The 19,937-nt window shown below is 62.8% G+C and carries 23 protein-coding genes; 6 read left to right on the plus strand and 17 right to left on the minus strand.

Annotated elements, in window-relative coordinates:
• Positions 1 to 4: 4 nt before the first annotated feature.
• The 9 genes from NS365_RS01130 to NS365_RS01170 form a co-directional block, all read right to left on the minus strand.
• On the minus strand, positions 5 to 265 hold the full coding sequence (locus NS365_RS01130) for a hypothetical protein (RefSeq protein WP_058598426.1): 261 nt from the start codon (positions 263 to 265) through the stop codon (positions 5 to 7).
• Positions 266 to 318: 53 nt separating this feature from the next.
• On the minus strand, positions 319 to 1,242 hold the full coding sequence (locus NS365_RS01135) for a phage capsid protein (protein WP_058598427.1): 924 nt from the start codon (positions 1,240 to 1,242) through the stop codon (positions 319 to 321).
• Between the two features lie 123 nt (positions 1,243 to 1,365).
• Positions 1,366 to 2,247, minus strand: coding sequence for a hypothetical protein (locus NS365_RS24330; protein WP_058598428.1), 882 nt, complete (start codon positions 2,245 to 2,247; stop codon positions 1,366 to 1,368).
• Positions 2,244 to 2,597 (minus strand): hypothetical protein, encoded by a 354-nt coding sequence (locus NS365_RS01145; RefSeq protein ID WP_153003597.1) that lies wholly within the window; start codon positions 2,595 to 2,597, stop codon positions 2,244 to 2,246. The genes NS365_RS24330 and NS365_RS01145 overlap by 4 nt, the downstream gene beginning before the upstream one ends.
• An 11-nt stretch (positions 2,598 to 2,608) precedes the next feature.
• Entirely contained in the window at positions 2,609 to 4,177 is a 1,569-nt protein-coding gene (locus tag NS365_RS01150; protein ID WP_058598430.1) for a portal protein, read from the minus strand.
• Positions 4,178 to 4,182: 5 nt separating this feature from the next.
• Positions 4,183 to 4,404: a hypothetical protein gene (locus NS365_RS24335; protein WP_058598431.1), complete on the minus strand. Its 222-nt coding sequence runs from the start codon at positions 4,402 to 4,404 to the stop codon at positions 4,183 to 4,185.
• Between the two features lie 2 nt (positions 4,405 to 4,406).
• On the minus strand, positions 4,407 to 4,811 hold the full coding sequence (locus NS365_RS24340; RefSeq protein WP_193753355.1) for a hypothetical protein: 405 nt from the start codon (positions 4,809 to 4,811) through the stop codon (positions 4,407 to 4,409).
• Positions 4,795 to 6,363, minus strand: coding sequence for a hypothetical protein (locus NS365_RS01165; RefSeq protein WP_058598433.1), 1,569 nt, complete (start codon positions 6,361 to 6,363; stop codon positions 4,795 to 4,797). The genes NS365_RS24340 and NS365_RS01165 overlap by 17 nt, the downstream gene beginning before the upstream one ends.
• 365 nt (positions 6,364 to 6,728) lie before the next feature.
• Positions 6,729 to 7,211: a hypothetical protein gene (locus NS365_RS01170; protein WP_058598434.1), complete on the minus strand. Its 483-nt coding sequence runs from the start codon at positions 7,209 to 7,211 to the stop codon at positions 6,729 to 6,731.
• A gap of 668 nt (positions 7,212 to 7,879) precedes the next feature.
• On the opposite strand from NS365_RS01170, the gene NS365_RS23410 reads away from it, so the two are divergent.
• Together NS365_RS23410 and NS365_RS01175 are read left to right on the plus strand one after the other, a co-directional pair.
• A complete protein-coding gene (locus NS365_RS23410; RefSeq protein ID WP_082684344.1) occupies positions 7,880 to 8,548 on the plus strand; it encodes a DUF4365 domain-containing protein in 669 nt (222 codons plus the stop codon).
• The gene (locus NS365_RS01175) at positions 8,545 to 9,684 is read left to right on the plus strand and encodes a hypothetical protein (protein WP_058598435.1); all 1,140 of its coding nucleotides are present in this window, start codon (positions 8,545 to 8,547) and stop codon (positions 9,682 to 9,684) included. The genes NS365_RS23410 and NS365_RS01175 overlap by 4 nt, the downstream gene beginning before the upstream one ends.
• A 1-nt stretch (position 9,685) precedes the next feature.
• Here NS365_RS01175 and NS365_RS01180 read toward each other — a convergent pair whose 3' ends face one another.
• From NS365_RS01180 to NS365_RS01195, 4 genes are all read right to left on the minus strand, one after another.
• Positions 9,686 to 11,560: a hypothetical protein gene (locus NS365_RS01180; RefSeq protein WP_153003598.1), complete on the minus strand. Its 1,875-nt coding sequence runs from the start codon at positions 11,558 to 11,560 to the stop codon at positions 9,686 to 9,688.
• A 103-nt stretch (positions 11,561 to 11,663) separates the two neighbouring features.
• Positions 11,664 to 11,924, minus strand: coding sequence for a DUF2312 domain-containing protein (locus NS365_RS01185; RefSeq protein ID WP_058598437.1), 261 nt, complete (start codon positions 11,922 to 11,924; stop codon positions 11,664 to 11,666).
• Positions 11,921 to 13,090 (minus strand): hypothetical protein, encoded by a 1,170-nt coding sequence (locus tag NS365_RS01190; protein ID WP_058598438.1) that lies wholly within the window; start codon positions 13,088 to 13,090, stop codon positions 11,921 to 11,923. The genes NS365_RS01185 and NS365_RS01190 overlap by 4 nt, the downstream gene beginning before the upstream one ends.
• A 2-nt stretch (positions 13,091 to 13,092) precedes the next feature.
• Positions 13,093 to 14,199, minus strand: a complete 1,107-nt coding sequence (locus NS365_RS01195) for a DUF7146 domain-containing protein (protein ID WP_058598439.1) — start codon at positions 14,197 to 14,199, stop codon at positions 13,093 to 13,095.
• 74 nt (positions 14,200 to 14,273) lie between these two features.
• On the opposite strand from NS365_RS01195, the gene NS365_RS01200 reads away from it, so the two are divergent.
• Positions 14,274 to 14,975, plus strand: a complete 702-nt coding sequence (locus NS365_RS01200) for a hypothetical protein (RefSeq protein ID WP_153003599.1) — start codon at positions 14,274 to 14,276, stop codon at positions 14,973 to 14,975.
• Between the two features lie 11 nt (positions 14,976 to 14,986).
• Here NS365_RS01200 and NS365_RS23975 read toward each other — a convergent pair whose 3' ends face one another.
• From NS365_RS23975 to NS365_RS01225, 4 genes are all read right to left on the minus strand, one after another.
• Entirely contained in the window at positions 14,987 to 15,526 is a 540-nt protein-coding gene (locus NS365_RS23975) for a helix-turn-helix domain-containing protein (RefSeq protein ID WP_153003600.1), read from the minus strand.
• A 349-nt stretch (positions 15,527 to 15,875) separates the two neighbouring features.
• On the minus strand, positions 15,876 to 16,133 hold the full coding sequence (locus NS365_RS01215; protein ID WP_058598443.1) for a hypothetical protein: 258 nt from the start codon (positions 16,131 to 16,133) through the stop codon (positions 15,876 to 15,878).
• Entirely contained in the window at positions 16,130 to 16,309 is a 180-nt protein-coding gene (locus tag NS365_RS01220; RefSeq protein WP_058598444.1) for a hypothetical protein, read from the minus strand. The genes NS365_RS01215 and NS365_RS01220 overlap by 4 nt, the downstream gene beginning before the upstream one ends.
• A gap of 6 nt (positions 16,310 to 16,315) precedes the next feature.
• Positions 16,316 to 16,828, minus strand: coding sequence for a hypothetical protein (locus NS365_RS01225; RefSeq protein WP_058598445.1), 513 nt, complete (start codon positions 16,826 to 16,828; stop codon positions 16,316 to 16,318).
• A 402-nt stretch (positions 16,829 to 17,230) separates the two neighbouring features.
• On the opposite strand from NS365_RS01225, the gene NS365_RS01230 reads away from it, so the two are divergent.
• The 3 genes from NS365_RS01230 (at position 17,231) to NS365_RS01235 (ending at position 19,688) form a co-directional block, all read left to right on the plus strand.
• Positions 17,231 to 17,557, plus strand: a complete 327-nt coding sequence (locus NS365_RS01230; protein ID WP_153003601.1) for a hypothetical protein — start codon at positions 17,231 to 17,233, stop codon at positions 17,555 to 17,557.
• Between the two features lie 632 nt (positions 17,558 to 18,189).
• Positions 18,190 to 18,366 (plus strand): hypothetical protein, encoded by a 177-nt coding sequence (locus NS365_RS24345; RefSeq protein ID WP_193753356.1) that lies wholly within the window; start codon positions 18,190 to 18,192, stop codon positions 18,364 to 18,366.
• Between the two features lie 29 nt (positions 18,367 to 18,395).
• Positions 18,396 to 19,688, plus strand: coding sequence for a hypothetical protein (locus NS365_RS01235; protein WP_058598447.1), 1,293 nt, complete (start codon positions 18,396 to 18,398; stop codon positions 19,686 to 19,688).
• The last annotated feature ends 249 nt before the right edge of the window (positions 19,689 to 19,937 follow it).

Genomic DNA, 19,937 nt, shown 5'->3' on the forward strand with positions numbered 1-19,937 from the left:
CGCCTTACGACGCGACCGTGACGACGCCGCCGGCAACGTCCGTCACGATGAGGTCGAGCTTGGCGGGCGTTCCGTCCACGGCGACCGAACAGAAGAAGCGGTCGCCCTTCTTCAGGTTGCACTTCTGGCGCGCGTCGTTGAAGTAGCCGGCGGCCGTCACCGTCGCGGCTGCATCGGCCGTCGAGTAGACATAGAAATTGGCCTGGGTGCGCGAGCCGCGATCGCTGGTGCCGAAGCGCGACAGCGCCTTGATGTTGAGAGCCATGGGGTTTCTCCGGAAAGGGGAAGGATCGGCGCGGCAAGCGCGCCGATGCGGCGTCAGGCGGCGATACGCTGGCTGCGAACCTGCGACTTGACGCGCAGGCGCTTCACGCCCTCGGGCAGGATGCCGATCGACGCGGCGGACAGGCCGACCTTCGCCAGCATGGGCGAGCCCTCATAGTCCGCGTGGACGGTGATCGAGGGCGTTTCCTGATCCCATTCGGCTTCGTTGCCCATGGCGTCGGTCGCCCACATGAACAGGTCGATATAGCCGTCCGTGTTGAAGCCGTTGCCCGCAGAGCCAGTGCCGAACGCGCCCGTCCCGAACACGAAATGCTCGTCGGGAATTTCCAGGAACTGGATGCCCATCCAGGTCTTCTTGCGAAGCCCGTTGTCGTCGCCGAAAGGCAGCTTCGGCCCGACATAGTCGGCGTTGGCGAATTCCTTGTACATGGTGAGCTGGTCGAACTGGGCGGTCGGCAGCGGGTTCCAGATAGCTTCCTCGGCACCCGATCCGCGAATCTGGGCGCGCGCTTCCATGAGGTCGATCACGTCGATCAGCTTGGAGCCGTCGCCGATCGTCTTCACGCCGGCGGAGCCGTCATTGGCGAACTTGTCGAGTGCTTCGAACTTGAGGTTATCGCGCCGGCGGCGGATCGCCGAGGACAGCATCTTGCCGACCGCCGCCTGTTCGTTCGGCCCCTGCCGGCGGGCGTCCTGAACGCGCAGCCAGGCCGAAGCCTCGAAGTCACGCATCCGGACTTCCGCCATGGAAAGGTCGGGGTTCGTGTTCTGGATTTTCTGGATCGCGCCGGAAAGCTCGTAGCTTTCCACCCGGCCGATGATCGGGAACTTGACGACACCCGCGCCGCCGTCGCCGCGCGTCATGGTGGCATCGAGAAATCCGCCGTTGGACTGGTAGCGTGCCCGGACCATGTCGCGGATTTTCTCACGATACCAAAGCGGTGCTTGCGTCGTCATGGATGACCCTCGCTGATGGACGATACACCGAGGGCCGAAGGCGGGAGGGAGCGCCCCTCCCGCATCGCGACCGTCCGGTTAGCAGGGTCAGGATGCGGGACGGCGGCAAGGCTTAAGTGCCGATCAGCCGGGATAGGCGGCTTCGTAATCCTTCTGGAGCTGGTCATAGCTCGACTTGGAGAATTTCGGGTTCCCCGGCGTGTTTTCCGGCAGCGCGACGCGGCGGCTCAGCTCGTCCTTCGTGCTCGATCCAGCCGCCGAACTGCCCGCCCCAGCCGGGCGCGGTTCACCCGAGCCGGTGAGCTGCGAGCGGAACCATTCGATCGCCTTGTGACCGTCCGCCGTGTCGCCCATCATCAACGACATGTGCTTGGCCGAATCCGCCGGAAGGCCGCGCTTCACCATGAGGTCGAGCCAGCCGAGATTGTCGTTCATGCGCTGGTCGATGCGCCGGTCCTGTTCCGCCTTCGGCAGCGATTTGGCGTCGTCGGGCAGAAGCGCGGAGCGTTCGGCCGCCACATCGATCGGCGGTTCGAGAAGGCCCATTTCGGCCGCGCCCGACATATAGGCGCCCAGAATGCCATGGAGCTGAGCGGTCGTGACGCCCAGGTCTTTGGCCTTGGACGCGACCGCATCGAACAAACCGTCCTGCTCGATCGTCGCATAATAGGGCTTCAGCTCGTCGGGCACGTCCCCGATCTGGCGATAAGCCGCCACGTCCGCCGGCACCTCGCCGCGCGCCGCGATCGCCGCCGTCAGCTTGTCGATCGTCTGATGATCCGTCTCGCCGAAATACTGATCGGACAGACCCTCGGGCCGGTAGGTCTGGGGTGCTGCGGGAGTGCCACCCTCGCCGCCAACGCCAACGCCAGCGCCAACGCCAGCGCCAGCGCCAGCCGGCGGCGCGGCTGGTGCGCCGCCATCGGGAGCGCCAGCGGCAGGCGCACCGCCGCCGCCGCCCTCGCCGTCCGGCGCGCGAAGGATCAGGTTCAGAAGATTTCTCATGTCGCGGACCTTTGCTCGCGTTGCTTCAGAAGCGCCTCGCCATGGGCGAGCGCATTCAGGATCACTTCGCCGACGCCCTCGATGCCCTGACGGGTCGCGGCCAGAAGCGCGGTTTCCTCCATCGTCCGGCCCGTGGCGCGGAAGGGCTGGCGGAAGGTGATGTCCATGAGCCATTCAACCAGCTCGCGGCCGCGCGCCTCGCGCGCCAGCGCGGCGAGGAACAGCGCCGTCTCGTCGCCGGGCTGGCCCTGGACAGGCTTGCCCTCGCGCGGGGCGAACATCGCTTCGAGCTCGTCCCAACCGCCGCCCCCGCCAAGCGAGGACAAGGGCTGCGCGTCACGCCGTCCCATCGCAACATTCGTCATTCGGCCATGGCCCCCTCGATCACGCCCGGCGCGGCGTCCTGAACGACCTGCGTCAGCACGTTCTGGGTTTGCTGCGCCTGCATGTCGGATTGAATTTGCTGGCGCTCGTCCTCGTCGGGGATCAGCGCCTTGTCGATGTGCAGGCCCTCGCCGATCCGATCCAGAACCTTGTCGATATGGACGTAGAGCGGCACCTTGTCGGGGCCGGCGATCGCGCCGACCATCTCGGTATAGGTCGCGATCGACGCCAGGCGTTCGCCATTCAACGCAGCCGCCATGGGCGACTGCACGGCGGTCGCGATCAGGAACTGATCGATGTTGATGGGCGCCCCGAGAAAGCCGAGGTCGAAGAGGATTTCAGCGACGCGCGGCGCGATCACCGGCATGATCTCATTCGTCAGACGGCCGAACGCGCCGATATGCGTCTCGGCCTTTTGCTGGAGCCGGGCCGCGATCTCGGACGCGGCGCGGGGCGTGCCCTGGTACTCGGGAAGGCGCACGTCGAAGAGCGTCTGCTTGATCTGCTGTTGCAACTCGCCGATCACCATGCGCGATACGTCCATGCGCCCCGAGGCCGGATCGATGCGCGAGACATCGGGGCCGAGAATGCCGCCCGTGGACTGCATCGGCCAGAACTCGCCGGGGCCGACCCGCACCGTGTCGGGGTTGAACGTACCGCCGGCGCGATAGGCCCAGATGCCGAGCATCTGGATCGCGGCCGCCTTCAGCGCCAGTTCCTGCGCCTTGTTCAGCGTCTTGATCGACGGCAAGGCCAGAAGCACCGGGCCGCGTCCATAGGCTTCGCCGGGAACGCGATAATAGCGTGGCACCGCGATCGGCTGCGTCTTCGACCAGGACGAGGCGACGAAGCGGGAATGATTGTTCATCGAAACGCGGAAGTCCCAACCGAACTTGTTGCCGCCGGTCAGTGCGACGAAATCCTGATAGACCTCGACTTCCTCGTATGCCTTGGCGGGTGCCTTGAAGTCGTCGGGATAGTCTCCTTGCGGAAATGCCTCGACCAGTGCCTGTCGCTCCATCTTCTGGCGCCAGGACACGAAATTGACCTTGCCGTATCCGTCCGTGCCGACCGCAATCTCATCGAACGGGATCGCGACGAACACCACCGGCTGTTGCGCCGTGCCCTTCACCGGCAGGATCGCGCCGGTTCCAACGCCCAGATCAATGCAAAGCTCGTGAACGGCCATGTCCCAATCGCCCGTCAGGAAGAACGGGTACATGGACGTTGCGATCTTCTCCAACTCGCGATCCAGCTTGGCCGCGCCTGATCCGAGCTTCAGCTTCGCGAGCGGGCCGGACTGGAGCGTGAAGGGCTGCTGACCGGCCGGGAACAGATCGCGTTGGAGCGAGCCCGCGAAGTACATCACCGAGGTCGTCGCCGTCATATCGAACAGGCGATCGACCGGATTCTTGGCGGTGCCGTCGCCGCCCGGCCGACGATGCGGGATCGCGAACTCATAGGCGTCCTGGTAGATCTTGTTCCACGGCGCGCGCTTGGACCAAATCTTGTCTCGGCGCATCTTGTGGCCGGCGAACTCTTCCACGCGGATCAGCCTCCGAGCTTGTCGGCAAGGCCGCCGGCGCTGGCGTCGGTGACGAACAGGCGACGGCCGCGCGAGGGGCGACGGCTCGCCTCGGCATCGACCTCGGACTTGTTGAGCTGCGCGAGCTGCTGATCGTTGGCGACCTGCTGAATCTGGCGGGCGCGCTCGCTGTCCGCCCGCGCCTGTTCGGCCGCCTTCTTGCCGCCACCGCCGAACATCGAGCCCATGCTTACCCCCTCCAAATCCAGAGCCGCCCGCCTTCCGCGTCGGTTTCGAGAAACCCGGCCAGACGCGCCATGCGCCGCCCGGCCCGGTTCGAGGTCCGAATGCGCGCGACGATGACGACGCCATGTTCCGCCAAGGGGCGCAGCATTAACTGCGCGACGCGCACGAGGCGCAGCATCGCGGCCCGCGCGGTCGGATCGAACAGGAGGCACAGCTCGCGCACATGCGGCCCCTCGGGGAAGAGCGTCGCCGCCGCCGCCAGTTGGTCGCCGACATAGACGCCGACTGTCTCCGACTGTCGCGCCTGGTAGGTCACGATCCGGCGGACGCGCCGGTTCGAGCCGGCGAGACGCATCAGCTCGACTAAGCTGATCGGCGTCTCGACGCGAAGCTCAGACCTTGAAGACATCGAAGTCCGCCACCGCGCGGTGCGACGACATGGCGATGACCTTCGCGGGACGGCCCATCTTCGAGGCGTCCACGATCGCGCCCAGGCGCCCACGATGTCCCAAGCAGAGATACTGCCAGGCGTCGTGAATGTGGGAATATTCGTTCTTCGCCACCGCGAGATTGTCGGTCGCGCCTTTGCTGGCGAGCTTGGTCAGCTTGTAGTGCGCGGCAAAGCCGCCGATCGTCGTCTCGCAGCACGAGGACACGAGAAGACGCGGCGTGTTGCCGTCGATCGGCGCGCCGAGATACCAGCGCACGGATTCCTGCCGAAGCGCCGGCTCATTCGACGGCGCCGGCAGGATCGAGATGTTCAGCGCGCGGGCGACGATCTCCATATGCGCCAGCTCCCCGGCCACCCGATCGGCCCCGTAGAAAGCGGATGGATCGGCCCAGGCTTCCGCGATCGGGAAGCCGGGGAAGTCCGAAAGAAGCACCTCGATGATTTTTTCCGCGAATCGCGAGGGGCCGGTGCCGGGATCGGAGCAGATCTCGCGCAACATGCGAAGCTGGCCGTTCGGCATGAACTGGCCGATTCCGCAGGCGGGTGAGCCGCCGGCGTCCAAGCCGAGCCCGATCGGGAGCCCGCGCATAGGCTTCAGCACCTGATCCGAGCGGTGCCGCGTATCGTCATACTCGGGATAGACCGGCTTTCCGTCGCGGGCATAGCCGAACTTCCCATGCACCATGCGCCGGACCATGTCTTCCGTCTGCGTCGCCGCCTCCAGCTCGTAAGAGGATCGCGGCTTGCCGACGCGGTTTTCGGCCACCGGTGACAGGCCGGACGGTTGCTGATGCAGGTTGAAGCCTGGCTTCTTTTCGCTGGCCTTCACGCAGAACCGATAGGTCCAGTTGCTGACATCGGGCGGGTTCATGTCGCCCCAGATCATGCGCGGCAGGATCGTCTCATCCTCGCCCACCGACAGGCCCATCGCGGCATATTGCACGCGGGCGTCCTTCGAGACGCGGACGAGTTCGGACTCGGCGATCTGTTGCACCGGCGGATAACGGCCCGTCCGCTGGAAGAACAGGCCGGGCACCTTCTCGTCCAGCATGTCGCATTCGTTCATCCAGCCCATCGAGATTTCATAGCCCTTGATGAACTGTTCGACATTGGCATCCCCGACCGCGCCCGTCTCAAGCTGGAAATCGATGTTGACCTTCTGGGAGCCGCGTAGCGCCTGCCAGCGCAGGTGATGCTTGATCGGGCGGTCCTGCCCGCCGGAATAGCTCACCGTCCACGGGTGATCCTCGGGGAACGCTTCCTTCCACGAGGCGAGCGCCGTGCGCTCGAAGTCGCGATAGGTGTTGCGGATGCAGGCGATCTTCACGCGCACCCACCCGTCTGTGCAAACGGGCATGTAGGTCGCGGCCAGAAGCGGCCCCTTCATCACCGAGGCGACCGTCTTCCCGGACCCCGCCGGACCCATGATGATGTCGATCGGACCCTTGGACTGGAGGAAGCCCGCGCCCACCGGCCCAGGCGGTCGATAGTGCTGGAGGTTGATACCCATGTCCCGATCCCGCTTGCGGTCGGGCACCCCCGACCCGCCGGACCCTAGCGGGTTTCGCGGACCCTCAAGTGCGCAGGCCGGAACGGCTGGTGTGTGTGAGAGCGCACACCCCTGGTAGGGAGGGCGCGCGCGGGTTTTGAAGCGCGGCCAGGCGCGCGCGGTTTGGCGGGCGCGGCCAGGGGCGGTATCGCGCGTAGCGCGCGCGTTATTTATCGCGATAATAAATACCGAGCGCGGTTTGCCTCGTCGTCGGTCCCATGATTTTCAATCATGTGCGATATGCCGATTTCACCAGCAATCACAGAGGCTTAGCTCATAGGGTGAGACGCCACCACCCCGCGCCTCACCTGCCCTGTTCGGCTAAGCTATTGATCTTCCTCGACTTCCGCGATCTCGCCCGTCAGCGAGAACACACCGTCCGCGACCGCCTGCGATGGCATCTCGCCGACGACGAGGACGCCCAGCGATCGCTCTTCGACGTGGACTTCCACCGGTCGCTTGCTTTCCATGTACGGCATCATCTCGACGTTGGCCTTCAGGATAAACGCCATCGCCTCGGCCTTCTCGCAGTTCAGTTCCTTCGCCAGCTCGTCCGGGCTGGCATTCGCCAGGGCCGCGAGGTTCAAGGCCGGGTGCCGGAAGCCCATGGCGAGGATCAGGTCTCGCATGGCCGTCGTGCGCTTGTTGGCGGCTCCCTTGGGCCTCCCGCGCCCTTTGGCCTTCTCGATCGTATCCGCAACGTGCTTCACCGGCCCGGCGAACAGCGGGCCAGCGTCGCCGAAGAAATCGTCCTGATCGGCCTCGATCGCCGCCGCCGGATCGCCCGGATTGTCCCGCGTGTGTGCCACTCACAGCCCCAATTTTCGCTTGCGGATCAGTCGGTTCGACTATTCGACCCCTATTTTATTCCGATCTCGCGGCCTCAAGTCCGGTAACGGATCGAACGCCATTCGGTAACGCTTGGTAACGCCGATTTTGCTTGTCTTTTCATAGGGATATATCCCTGACGTTACCTGTTACCATGTTACCAACCTCGCGGGTGCAGGCGCGCGCGCGTACGCGAAGGCTATTTTCGCGGTAACGCGGTAACGCTCCTGACAAGTCATTGATTTCCCTGATTTCCAGCGTTACCGGGCGTTACTGGAGGCGTTACCGTGGTAACGCTGCCCTTCCCTCACCCGCCCATGCGCCAGTGATCCGCCACCGTGGCACAGCAGCGCCCCCATTAAGTGCCCGAAGTGAACGGACCGGGTCGGCGAATGCCGAGAGGGACGGATCGCGAGGGCTCCGCTTTATCAGCTATGGGCAGGGGCTGTGGATCGAGAAGAGCGAGCGTTGCCGAGTATGCTTGGGTGAAAGCGGCTCTCGGGCGGGAGCAGTCGGTCTGCTTCATACCTTAGGAAGGAACTGGAGCCGAGACCGGGCTATGCCCCGGTCTACCGAGCCGTTTGGTTTTTGGGTAGATTTGGTTGGACACCTCGCAGAAGGCAGGTTCACCGGTGCGGAGGTTGAGGGTATGAGGTTGCAGAGCGTCCCAACGCCTCGAACCACTCTAGGTGCCGCGTGCGAAACCCTACTGGCGAATCCAGCGCTCTTCGCTTTAGAGTTGCGTCAGTTGAACTGGTGGGGACGCCGAGTGCTTACAAAGGACCATGCGCAGGAGGGTTTGAGCCGCGCTTACATTCATGCGATTTCTGCAGCTGCTCGCGCCCATCTGACTATGGGTTCTGAGTTTGATTACGGTTTCGATGGTTCTTTTGACACGATAGTCAAGCGACAAACTCAACGTGGAGCTCAAACTCCTCGAAATCGTCACGTGAAAGCTGGCTATCCCATCGAATTTCAATTGAAGTGCAGTTGGAATTGGCGTGAGACCCCAACTTCGATTGTATGGGGTATCACCTCCAAAACATATAACGACCTGGTAAGTCGGCCCGCCAGCGCTTGTAGAGCAATATTAATACTCATGTGCCTCCCCAGAGATGAACGGCACTGGGTAAATTCAAGCGAAAGTCACATGCAACTTCAGCGTTGTTGCTATTACACGACGCTCGAAGGTGATCCTATCGAGTCGGAAGACACTCGAAGATCAATTCAAATACCGAGAGAAAACATTTTCAACGCTACGAATCTAGCTCGTGAACTGGCCGCTGAGAAAGTACGTCGCGAGGAGATGTTCGGATGATGATACTTGATCCAAGCTTCGGAAGGCTACAAAAGCGTTCCCTCATTCGGTTTCTCGAGAAGAACGGATGGTCTGCGCGAACCAGTAAGGACGGAGCACTCAAGAAATTCACATACAAAGATGAAAAACTATCTGGTGACGTGAATGTGATAATCGATATTCGGCCGACTGTTGCTGTTACGGCGAAGCAATATTTTGATATAGTCACCACCATAAGTCAGGTTTATGACTCCACCATCGATGCGATTGTGGAAAAAATCAAATCTATTTCTTTTGACATTATCTACAGCAAGATTCCCGATGAATATGTTTCAGATAAATCCATAAAGTTAGGGACAGCGAATCAATTTATAATTTGCATGAGAAGCATCCTCGCCGCCACAGCTACAACTGAAGCTGGGGAAGGGCGAAGCTTTCCTAGAAACAAAAAGGAGGCTACGCAGTACGCTGATGACTGCCGGTTTGGCCACACTTTCGAAGGCAGCTTCGGCTTCACAGTAGAGTCGCCCATCGGTTTCAATGACACACCGGAACTATTTGATCTCCCCTCAGCCGCACCCTTCGGGCGTCGTGTTGTCAGCCGTCTCGCAGAAGGCCTGCAATGCTATGAGGTTGCTGTGTTGGAGAGGAGTATTGATCCTCTTGTGAGTGAGGGCAGTGGCTTAAGTTCCAACATGTGTGACGAACTTGCCGCAATACTTGAGGACACAAATCTCTCTAAGGTTGAATTTTCTTTTGAATTCTCTCCAGAGTGGACCACGCCTGCGATCAGCAAGGACCGGTCGTTTAGCCTTGAGATTGGACATTTGGAACTCTTGAGAGACGCCTCGAATAGACTGCGCGCAACCGAAAAACCAAAGCAATGCTCTATTGTTGGAAGAATAACGCAGCTAAAAACAGAGAGCAACCCATCTGATTTGCTCGATCTCAAGAACGAGAGAGACGTTTTAGTCAGTTGGGACAGCCCAGAATATGGTCATATCCGCGTTCTGATGAAGTTGAATCCAGTTGACTATCTGGAAGCGGCCAACGCCCATATGGCTGGAAAATTCATTGTCGCAGACGGAGTCTTGAGCAAGTCGGGCCGGTCTTGGGTCTTATCCGATATAACGGCCGTTCGTACTGTAAACCCGTGAATTAGGTTCCATCCCCACCCACCAGCTCGTCAAACGCCTTCACGTCCACCAGAAGGCACTTCATCGGCACCCCAGCGATCCGCAGCGTGTGAAACTTCTGGTCGAGATCGCGGACCACCACGTCCTTCGGTCCCTGCTTCAGCGCGCTCGACCAAACGCCGCCATTCCACTTCGTGTCGGCGAAAATTTTGTTCAGCGCCGGCAGCTTCTTGTAGGGGATCGCAAGGGAGCCCCAATCGTGCGGCTTCAGGGCCTCACGCAGGCCGAGCCCTGCCGCTGCCAGGCGGTGCTTCGCGTCGTTGTAGTGCAGCTCCCCACGTCGATAGTCGTAGAGCACCGATCCGATCGTGATGCGCTCACCCGATCGCCAAGCCTCGATCGGCGAGGCCATGACGTGCTCAAGGCATTCCTGCCAATTGTCCGTCTGCTCCGATCGCTCGGCCGCCGTCAGGTGCGAGATCATCGCGCCGGCGCGGCGCATGTCGTCGCCGCCGATCGCCGTCTCGACGTCGATCCCCATCTCGGCCATGATGTCCGTGCCGATCAGCAGCTCGGCCGCCGCGAGCAGCGTCCCATAGGTCGCTTGGGCGCGGGCGTCGAGGCCGGCCTCATGCAGCGCCAGCTTCCAGCGCGGCAGGATTGCCTCGTGAAACTCGGTCCATCCATCCATGATCTGCCGCAGGATCATGCGGCCGTCCTCGTCGCGCACGACGATGTCCGTCGCCTTCCGGCTCTTGTCGAGCCGGGCAAGGTTCAGGATCGGCATTCGGCTGCGATCCTGCGTCTCCAAGGGCGGCGGGTTGATCGCGCTCATCAGGAAGGAATTGCGGGCCTGGAACATGACGCCCTCATGGTCCGCGCCGCCCCGGTTCATGAAGCCGCCGGACGCCGCCAGGCGCGCCAGTTCGATGATGGTCGTGGCGCGGCTCGATCCGGCCTTGTTCTCCAACTCGTCCACCATGACCGGCAGACAGTCGTTCCGGACGCGCTGATAGATGCCCGCCTGCGTCGTGTCGGTCGTGTCCAGGAGCGAGCGGCCGAGCACCCGCTTGATGAGCCCTTGCAGGGTGGATTTGCCGACGCCGGCGCCGCCCGTCGTGAAGATCACCGGCCGCCAGTCGAGCGCGCCGCCCATGAGGCCCGTCGCCATCCAGCCGAGCACGAAGAGCGCATCGAGTTCGTTCTCGAAACTCCAAGTCTTTAGGCTCTTGAGAATCGTCGAGGCGGGCGAGTTCTCAGGCGCGATCGGCTCGTTCCATGGCCGCAGCACGTCCGGCTTCATCTCGTAGAAGTGCCCGTCATATTCCATTGGCCGTGTCGCTTCGAGCTTGCCGTTCGTCACGGTCCAGAGGAAGCCGCCCGAGTTCCAGACGAACCGTTCGCTCTTGTCGCGCCAGCCACCCCGGCCGCGAACGCTGTCCTGTGGGTCGAAGAGGCCGCGCCGGCGACCCTCGTTGATCAGAGCATTGCGCGCTCGGTCGCGCTCCAGACGCTTCACCACGGGGTCGGTCGGATTGCCATCCGCATCCTTGCCCGCTGAGCCGAAGCCCGGCCAAGCCCAAAGGGCATAGGAGATATAGGGGGCGAAAAGGTTTTCGATCTCGCCATTGGTCCACCGCTCGATGGCGGTGAGCTGTCCGGCCGCCGATCGGCAATAGGTCACGGCGCCATTGTACCCGAGCACCTGGACGGGACAGCCGGGCGGCATCGCGTCCCAGGGCGCGCCCTCCCATTTGCCGGGCCGGCATCCGAACCGTTCGAGGTTCGGGTCTTTCAACAGTTCTGGGTCGAGCTTGGCTTCTTCCAAAGCAAGGTTCGCGTCCACGAAGGCCGCACGAACATTGCTAACGCCACGCTTGGAAACCTGCTTTGCCATGATGCCCGGTACTCAGGATAAAAAAAGGGCGGCGCCACGCGAGACAGGAGACGCCGCCAATGCGCCCGGCCGGGGAGGAGACGGCCGGGAAAGGGTCGGGAGATCAGGCCGAAGCGGCGGCCTCATCCATCGCGCGGAGGTAGAGGTCGAGAAGCGTTTCGTGCTCGTCGCGCTCGTCTTTGTCCTGCGTCCGGAGCTTGACGATCTCCTTCAGGATTTTGACGTCGAACCCCTCGCCTTTGGCTTCGGCGTAGACTTCCTTGATCCCGTCCGCGATTTCCTGCTTTTCGCGCGTCAGGTTCTCGACGCGCTCCACGAAGGAGCGGATGCGACCACCGCCGACCAGCTCGGAACCGTCGCTCATGCGCGCACCCCGGCGAAGTCGGACGAGGCGAAGCGATCGTCGGCCGTCTCAAGCGTCAGTTCGTCGGCCGACACGGCAAAGACCGGCCGCTCTTCGACCGCCGCGTTCCGGGCGGCGTCCGACGCAATGAAGCGATCGAGCGTCACCAGCGTATCGCGAAACACCGTCCACGCCGCCTGGTCGGCGAGATCGAGATCGGCCCAGGCGACATCGAGGACGAGGTTCACGCCGCCGCCGCTGGCGACGTGACCATAGAGCGCTTCCGCCGGCGCATCCGACCAGGTGCGCACGAAAGGCACCGCATGGCGCACCAGGGCGATCATCTTGTCGGCGGTTTCGGTGCCCGGCATCCAGTCCAGATCGATCGCGAAGCTGCCGGCCTCCCGGCCATTCGCAACACCACGCACTGAGCAGGCCGCCTGAAACGCGGCAACCATGGGCCACGTCATCGCATCGCGCGCGGCTAGATAGTCCGGGCTCATCTCTAGAAAGGGATCTCGTCCGGAAGCATCGGAGGCATCCGATCCTTCGGGCTCGCCCGCGAGATCACTTCCCGCCTGATCTTCGCCATCGTCAGATGCATCGAGAACACCGATGTTCGAACCACCGTCCTGTGACGACGAAGCATCCGGCGATCCGCCCGCATCGGAGGCACCGGGATCCTCCAACTGCGCAGCATCCGAAACCTGCGCAGCCGCGCCGGCAGGATCCGACGAAACGCCACCGGCCTCCGGAAGCGGAACCACTGTTTCGCCTTCGCCCGCCTGATCTTGCGCATCGGCCTGCCCTTCTATCGCCCCCGGAACAGCACCCGGATCAGCGCCGTCAGACTCGTCGGCTTGTTCCAGTCCATCACGCGATCCGGATACCGATGCGATCTCAGACGAGCCGGCGGCAGGTTCATCGGCCAAAGGGGGCCGATCGCCGCCTTCGCCGCTGGCGTCGGACGCTTGCGATCCGGCATCCCCGGATGCTGCATCACCGCCCTCGCCGGTTTCACCGTCGCCCGCTTGATCTTCCGCCGCATCACCCTGCCCGTCCTGCCTTTGCGCAGCCCTCGCCGCGTCGATCTTTTCTTGAATCGTCTCGATGCCCCACCGGCCATCGACATCGATGCCGAGACCTTCGGCCTCCTTCACAAGGTCGGCCTTCGTCGCTTTCGCCATGCTCACTCCGTCATGCCGTCGTTGAAGTCTTTGCCGATCGCGGAGCGCATGACCTCCACGGGCTTTCCGTGACTGGCAATTTCCGCCAGCACCTGGTCGAGCTGCCGCTGTGCGGTGCGGCTCTTCCAATCGTTGTCGGCCGCGACGAACACGGCCGAGACGCAGGGCAACCAGACGGGCGCCTTGCCCATGTGCAGGAGCGAGCCGGCGGCCCAGACGCGCGCTTCGGGAATGCCGAGCGCCAGCGTCGTGCCGTCTTCGGTGCCTTCGCAAAGGACGAGCGGACCCGGCTCGCTCGCCATGTCGTGGGGCAGACCGGTCGGCCCGCAGCTCACCGCGATCACGCTGCCGGCGGCCTCGCCGAACATGAGCTTGGCCTCTTTCACCGGAGCCTTTTGCGGCCCGACGGGATCGAGGAAGGTGCAATGCACGGCCGTCACCACGCCGGTCGGCGAGCGAAAACCCGAGACGACAGCGGGAAACTTCGGACCAGGCGCGACCTTGCAGAGCCTGCCGCCGCGCCGTTCCCATGTCGCCCCGCGCCACCATTCGAGCGCGGGATGCACCCGGAACGTCACGCGATCGAGGTTGTCGATCTGGTCGAGCGGCGTGCCGCGCCCCTCTTCGAAGTAGCGACGGCCGAGCGCGGCCGCCGGCGTGTCGTCCAGGATCGATCCCGCGCCATCCCAAAGCCGCAGCACGGCCTTGCGCTTCTCCAGCGCCTTGGCCTCGGCCGCCCTCGCCGCCTCGGCGCGCCGCGCTTCCTGTTCGGCACGGAAGTCCACGCGCTGGCGCGCCGTCATGGCGCGCAGACCCAGAAACTCACGCGCCCAATCCATGGCTTGGCGGAAGTCGAGACGCTGCGTGTATTCGATCAGGCGGATCACATCGCCCTTGTCGCCCGAGCGATAGTCCACCCAGGCGCCGGCATCGCCATCGAGCGGCACCTTGAACGTCGGGTCTTTGGGATGATCGATCGCGTCGCCCGTCACCGGATTATGCGCGACCCAGAAGCGGCCTTGCTGCCGGCCATCCGGCAGGAGACGCGCGCAAAGCTCGCCGATCCGATTTTTCAACCCTTGCTTGATATCGTCGCGATCGGATCGCATCAGGCGCACCCACGATAGAACGCTAGAGCCGCGCGCTTAAAACGGGAGATAAGAGCGAGATGAATTCGAATTGGATGACGTTTCCGCTCGGCGTTGCCGTGGGCGCCGGCACGTTCCTTCTGATCGCCGTCGCAGGCGAAATCCCGCTGTTTACAGACGGTCCGTTTTGCGAGGCAAAGGAAAGCGTCCTCACCTGCACCCGAGAATGGGCCAACGCATTCGCGATTTTTACCGGAGCGATCGTCATCGCAGTTACGATCGCAGGCCAAAAAGCTGAGGCGCAGAGACATTTCGAGACCGTCAGAATGGCTCGTGCGCCCGAGACGCTGCGCGTTTCCCGAGCACTCTACGTGACGGATAGACTCAAAGCCGCGATCGCTTCGCTCCAGAACACCATCGAACTCGTTGGACCGGGCAAGGAGACAGATAGGATTGACGGTAAAGCTCTCGTAGCGCCTTACGGTGAAGCGTTCGACAGCATACTCGCCGCCATTCGAGCGGATGAAATAAAGAACATCCGTGAGCTTTTCGACAAGGACGGGACGGCAGCCTACAGGAATGCTCTTTCCGCTGCCGAGAAAGCTCAGGAGCAGCTTTTCATCTTCTCGCAGCACACAATATCCAAGTTCAATAAGAACATCATGCCTTTCAGAATTACATCCGAGCAGGCAATGCTTAATCGTATGCAGTTCGTTGCGGTTGCCGCAAATCTGTCCACAAGAGCATATGATCTCGTCGAAGAAGTCGACCGACTGGCCAAAGACTTGAACGCCTAAACTAGGTGCACTCATGCTTCCCCCCGCAACAGCCGCTCCAGCTCGTCCATGTCGCGGTCGAGTTGCGGATCGTCGTGGCGGGCGTCTTCCACCGCTCCCATGGCGAGGCTCACCGCCGCCGGCGTCAGGCCGAGCGCCCGGGCGAGTTCGGATTGCGGAAGGTCGAGCCCCTGGTTGACGAGCGCGATCGCGCGCTGTCGCAGCCGCGCTGCCCGCAGCCAGGCGGCGTCGGACGTGGCGCGCCGGGCTGGATCGTGACGCAGCACGTCGCCCGTCGCGACGCCCTCGCGCGCGCACATCAGTGCTAGGGCAGCATGAAAGGTCGAGACGACAAGCCTATTTAAGTTGTCGGTCGGAGACTGGATGCGCGTCAGGCGAGTGAGCGCAGTGCGCAGTTTTCCGAGCGTCACAGGCTTGGGGTTGCGAACGCCAGCAAGCGCCTTCCTGTACGAACTTTCTGAAATGCCGCTCGCCGATGTGAGGGCTTCAATAGATAGACCCGCAGCGACACGCTTCGCCTCGATCGCGAACAAGGGCGATTGCGCATTCATCGGCAAGACCCCAGAACGAAAGCATTGCAAAGCGATAGGGGAGCCAGATGGGGTCTATGTTCAGAAGATGGGTGCAGTGGCGCAATGCCAGGAGCAGGCGCGATACAGCGCACGTGTTCGCAGCTGCTAATACATTCCTTCTCCCCTACGCGTTCATTCGAAGCATTCCAACAGAAGCAGAGATAAAGCGCCGAACCCAGAGCATGGATTTCACTGGCGGATACAGTGAGTTTGAGCGCCTTCTCTTTGCAGATATTTGCTACAGCTTTAGGGACGATATCTCCGAATTGCTGCAGAGAGATAGACGGAAGGCCGATGAATGACCTAGCGTCCGACGTTATGGCGCAGTTCATGCCTTGCTCTTCTTTGCTTGGAGAAATTCGCGGACGGCATCGACCGTCAGAGGCTGCTCACCTGGCATCGTTTCGAGGAAGATGCGCCCGCCCGACCAGCGCGCGTCGATGATGTTGACGCCCGCCACGCGGCAGCGCCGCCATTCGGAATTGACGGTCTCGATCACATCGGCCATGAGCGCGGCCGGATCAGAGAAACGCCCCGCTAGGCCATCGACCACCACGACGGCGAGAAGAGCCGGCGCGTCGCTCATGCCGCCCACCCCTGGCAAAGCGCGATCAGCAGGAAGCCACCGAGCCCGCCCCAGAAGAGGGCGAACATGGAGCCCGCCAGCCAGCGGCCGCAGAACAGGAGCGCCGTGCCAGCGCTCGCGACCATCAGCCAAGCCATGAACACGGCGAGCCAGAAGCCCCAGACAGGCACGATCATGACGGCCTATCTCCCCGGTTTCGGATGCGGGCGGTCGAGCGTTCGATCGCTCTCCAGCTCCTGAAGAAAAGATTCCTGCCGAGGGCGGCGGCGCGCCGCGATTGTGCGCGTAGCCAGTTCCCGGCGGATCGAAAGAGTGTCGGCATCCAGCGCCTCAGCATGGGCGTTGGCCCGTTCGGCGGCCTGGTCGAGCGCCAGCGCCACCGGCGCGGCCGCCTGGTCGAGGGCATCGCAAGCCTGTTGCAGGAGACGCGCCCACTTGCCGGACACGTCGGACATTTCATGAGCGCGCTTGTGCAGGCGCAGGAGATAGCTCGCCGGAACGCCGGTCAGCTTCGCCACACGGTGGCGCACCGCATCGTCCGTGTCGCCCGGTCCGCGATAGAGCGCCTTGTGCAGGCGCGCCGCGTTCCGCTTGGCTTCGGCGACGGCGGGTTCGAGTGAGGGATCGAGCGCGATGATCACGGCGTCGGCCATCGACAGGAGGAGGCCGAGGACGGACGCAATTCGGTCGGACATGCAAAGGTCTCCGCGTCAGATTGGGACACGGAAGACGGGTCGGAGCCGGGAACCTTGGTCGGATTGGCCGGCGTTCGGCAGTATTCTTTCGGTTTGGACTTAGAGCGGCCTCGCGGGGGGCCGCTCTCCAATCGTCGAGAGGTCTCGGATAAGATGAATGCCCGAACTCTAGCTTCGGTCTCAGGCCAGCAGCGCCGCCCTTCTCGCAAACGCGATACGAGGCGTCCGTTTTGTGCCGCAAGGAGGCCAAAGCGGAAATCGCTTAGCTTCGCATCGGCTAGGAACTCATCGATTTCAGAAAGAAGGGTTCGCATAAAACGTGATAATGCACGCAAATGCGTTCGTGTCAACGAACGCATATTCGTGCATTTAAGCTTGACCTCCTCTGCTATCCAGTTCGCCATGAGCGAGACGACTTGGCGCGACCGACTCCTTAGTTTGATCGATGCAGACGAGCGATCGGATCGCGCGTTGAGCACGGCTGCTGGACTCGGCCCAAACTACATCCAGCAGATGCGCGACCGTGGAACGAGCCCAAACATCACGCAGACTGAGAAGCTTTGCGCGGTGCTGGGCGTCAGCTTGATCTACGTGTTGACCGGGATGCAGATGGATCGAGAGGGCGAGGAATTTCTTGCCCTTGCGGCGACGCGTTCTCCGGAAGAGCGACGGCATCTCCTCGAATTGCTCCGTCTGATGCCTCCGCCATCGAAGCTAGAGCAGTCATAGCCTTGAGGCGCATTGCGGGCTCCGCCTGTACCCAGGCCTTGGCCAATTCCTCCAATTCGTCCACCTGACAAGCCCTTCCAAAACGCTCTCGCCCATCACGCTCTGGTAGCAAGAGGGCAACGATATGGTGTGCCAGCTACACGACATTCATCTCTAGATTAACAACGCATCACACGCAATTGCGTTCATTTTGTTGACGTGAACGCAATTGCGTGCGCTTCATATCGCCATCGTTGTTGGCGATAGGAGCCAGTTGTGACACGCATCGCACTTAACAAAGTCCCGGGACTTCCAAGCGACGCCACACTTAACAATGTCCCGGGACATTCCGCCCCGCTCACATTGGCTATCGAGGACATTGCATCGGCGATGGGACTTACCCCTCAATCGCTGATGCGAAAGCACAAGCGCCTGTCGAAGGATCACGGCTTCCCGCCGCCGCTACCGGGCGGGGTCTGGCGCTGGAGCCGGGCCGCGTTCGAGGCGTGGGTTCGAGCGAACGGGGTGGCAGCGCAAGAGAGCGAGGATCTAGCCGCGCCGTCGCCGGCCAACGATCGCCCGGCTCGGCTGGTCTCAGAACAGAACGCGAGCCTGCGCGCTCGGTATGGCGCAGGCCGATGAGGGCCGCGCGCATGTTCGCCGCGGCGAATGGCAACGCGCCGCGGCCCCAAATGTCCATGTGCCCCAAGCTGGATGACATCGCCAGCCTGATCGCGTTCTTCGAAGAACGATGGTTCTGGGCGAGCGTGGAAGTCGAGATCGAACTAGCGGGCCGCCAGCTCGCGCGTGAATGGAGCCAGCAGGCATGAAGAAACCGGGCGCCCCGAAGATACCAAACGTGGCATGGCGCGAGGGGCGCCCGCGCTTCGTGCCGAGCGCGTCCCTTCGCAAGCTCGGCTTCAAGGGCGAAAGCCTGATCCATCCGGACGGCACATGGTTCACCGCCGGCGAGGCGCTGGACTGGTCGAACCGGATGGCCGACAAGATCGCCGCCAAGCGGACCGAGCTTCTGAAGGCCGCAAACCGGAAGCGGCCCAAGGGCACCGCGCCCCTTCGCCATGCGCCCGCCGTCTACACGCTGGCGAACCTGTTCGAGGACTGGCAGAAGTCCCCGCGCTGGATTGGCGGCGAGGCGAGCGGCAAGCGGCAGGTGCGTCCCTATGCCGAGAACACAAGGAACGATTACCGCTGGAAGATGGCGGCAATCGAGAACTTCGACCACGAGCTCTATCATTCGGCCGTGGACGCGCTCGATGGCACGATCGTCTATGGCCTTTATGAAGAGCTATGGGAGACCAAGGGTCTGGCGACGGCGCGCGGCTGCATCGCCACTCTCTCGGCCGCCATCTCCTGGGGCCTGAAGCGCGGCAAGGTTCGCCTCGCCGGCAACCCGGCCAAGAGCATTGGGATGCAGACGCCGGACCTCGTCGTTCGCTTCGGCGAGCGGGAAGAGATCGCGGCCTTGATCGCGGCGGCCGACGCGATGGGACGGCCCGAGATCGGAGACATGGTCACGCTTGGCGTTTGGACCGGCCAGCGCCAGAACGACCGCCTCGTGATGGTGGACGACGCCGGTGGCCTCGTGCGCGGCCGTCGCATGTTGCGCCAGTCCAAGACGGGCGCGATCGTCGCCGTCCTGCAAAGCCCCGAGCTGGAGCGGCGACTATCGGCCGCTAAGGCGCGCCGGCAGGCGGCCGAGATCAACAGCCCCTTCGTCGTCATCGATGAGCAGACGCGCGCGCCTTGGACGACACACCACTATCGACACACCTTTGCCGACGTGCGCGCGCTGGCGGCGGCCGGGCTCTTGGTCGGGGAGAAGGTCGAGGACGCGATCGCGAGGAAGACGCCGCCGGCGAGCGAGCCGACGATCGGGCATCTTTGGAAGCTGAAGCCCTGCCCGTCCGTCGCCACCTTCCGGGACAAGAACCTGCGCTCGACGGCCGTGGTCTGGATGGCGCTTGGCGGCGCGACCATCCCCGAGATCATCAGCGTCACCGGTCACACGGCCGCCAGCGCGAACACGATCCTAAAGCACTACCTCGCGCGCCATCCCGAGATGGCCGACGCGGCGATCGGCAAGATGGTGGCATGGTTCGACAGCGGCGAAGGAACCGGCGCGATCCGCTGAGTGATGATCCGTCACGATCTGTCGTGAGACGTTATGAGGGTGAGACGGTTTGCGAAACGCCGCTCACACCCCTATGCAACAGGCCAGTATATGGCTATGTAATCTCTCACGTTTCGCCAGTTCTCGAAGCGCGCTCCCCACCGAACTTTTAATCATGTGGTCGTGGGTTCGAGTCCCACCGCGCTCACCACTCGCTCCTTTAACAGATTGATACATGAACTCGTATTCCCTGTTGTTGCCCCCGAATGA

The sequence above is a fragment of the Aureimonas ureilytica genome, from assembly GCF_001475935.1.
Classification (GTDB): Bacteria; Pseudomonadota; Alphaproteobacteria; order Rhizobiales; family Rhizobiaceae; genus Aureimonas; species Aureimonas ureilytica_A.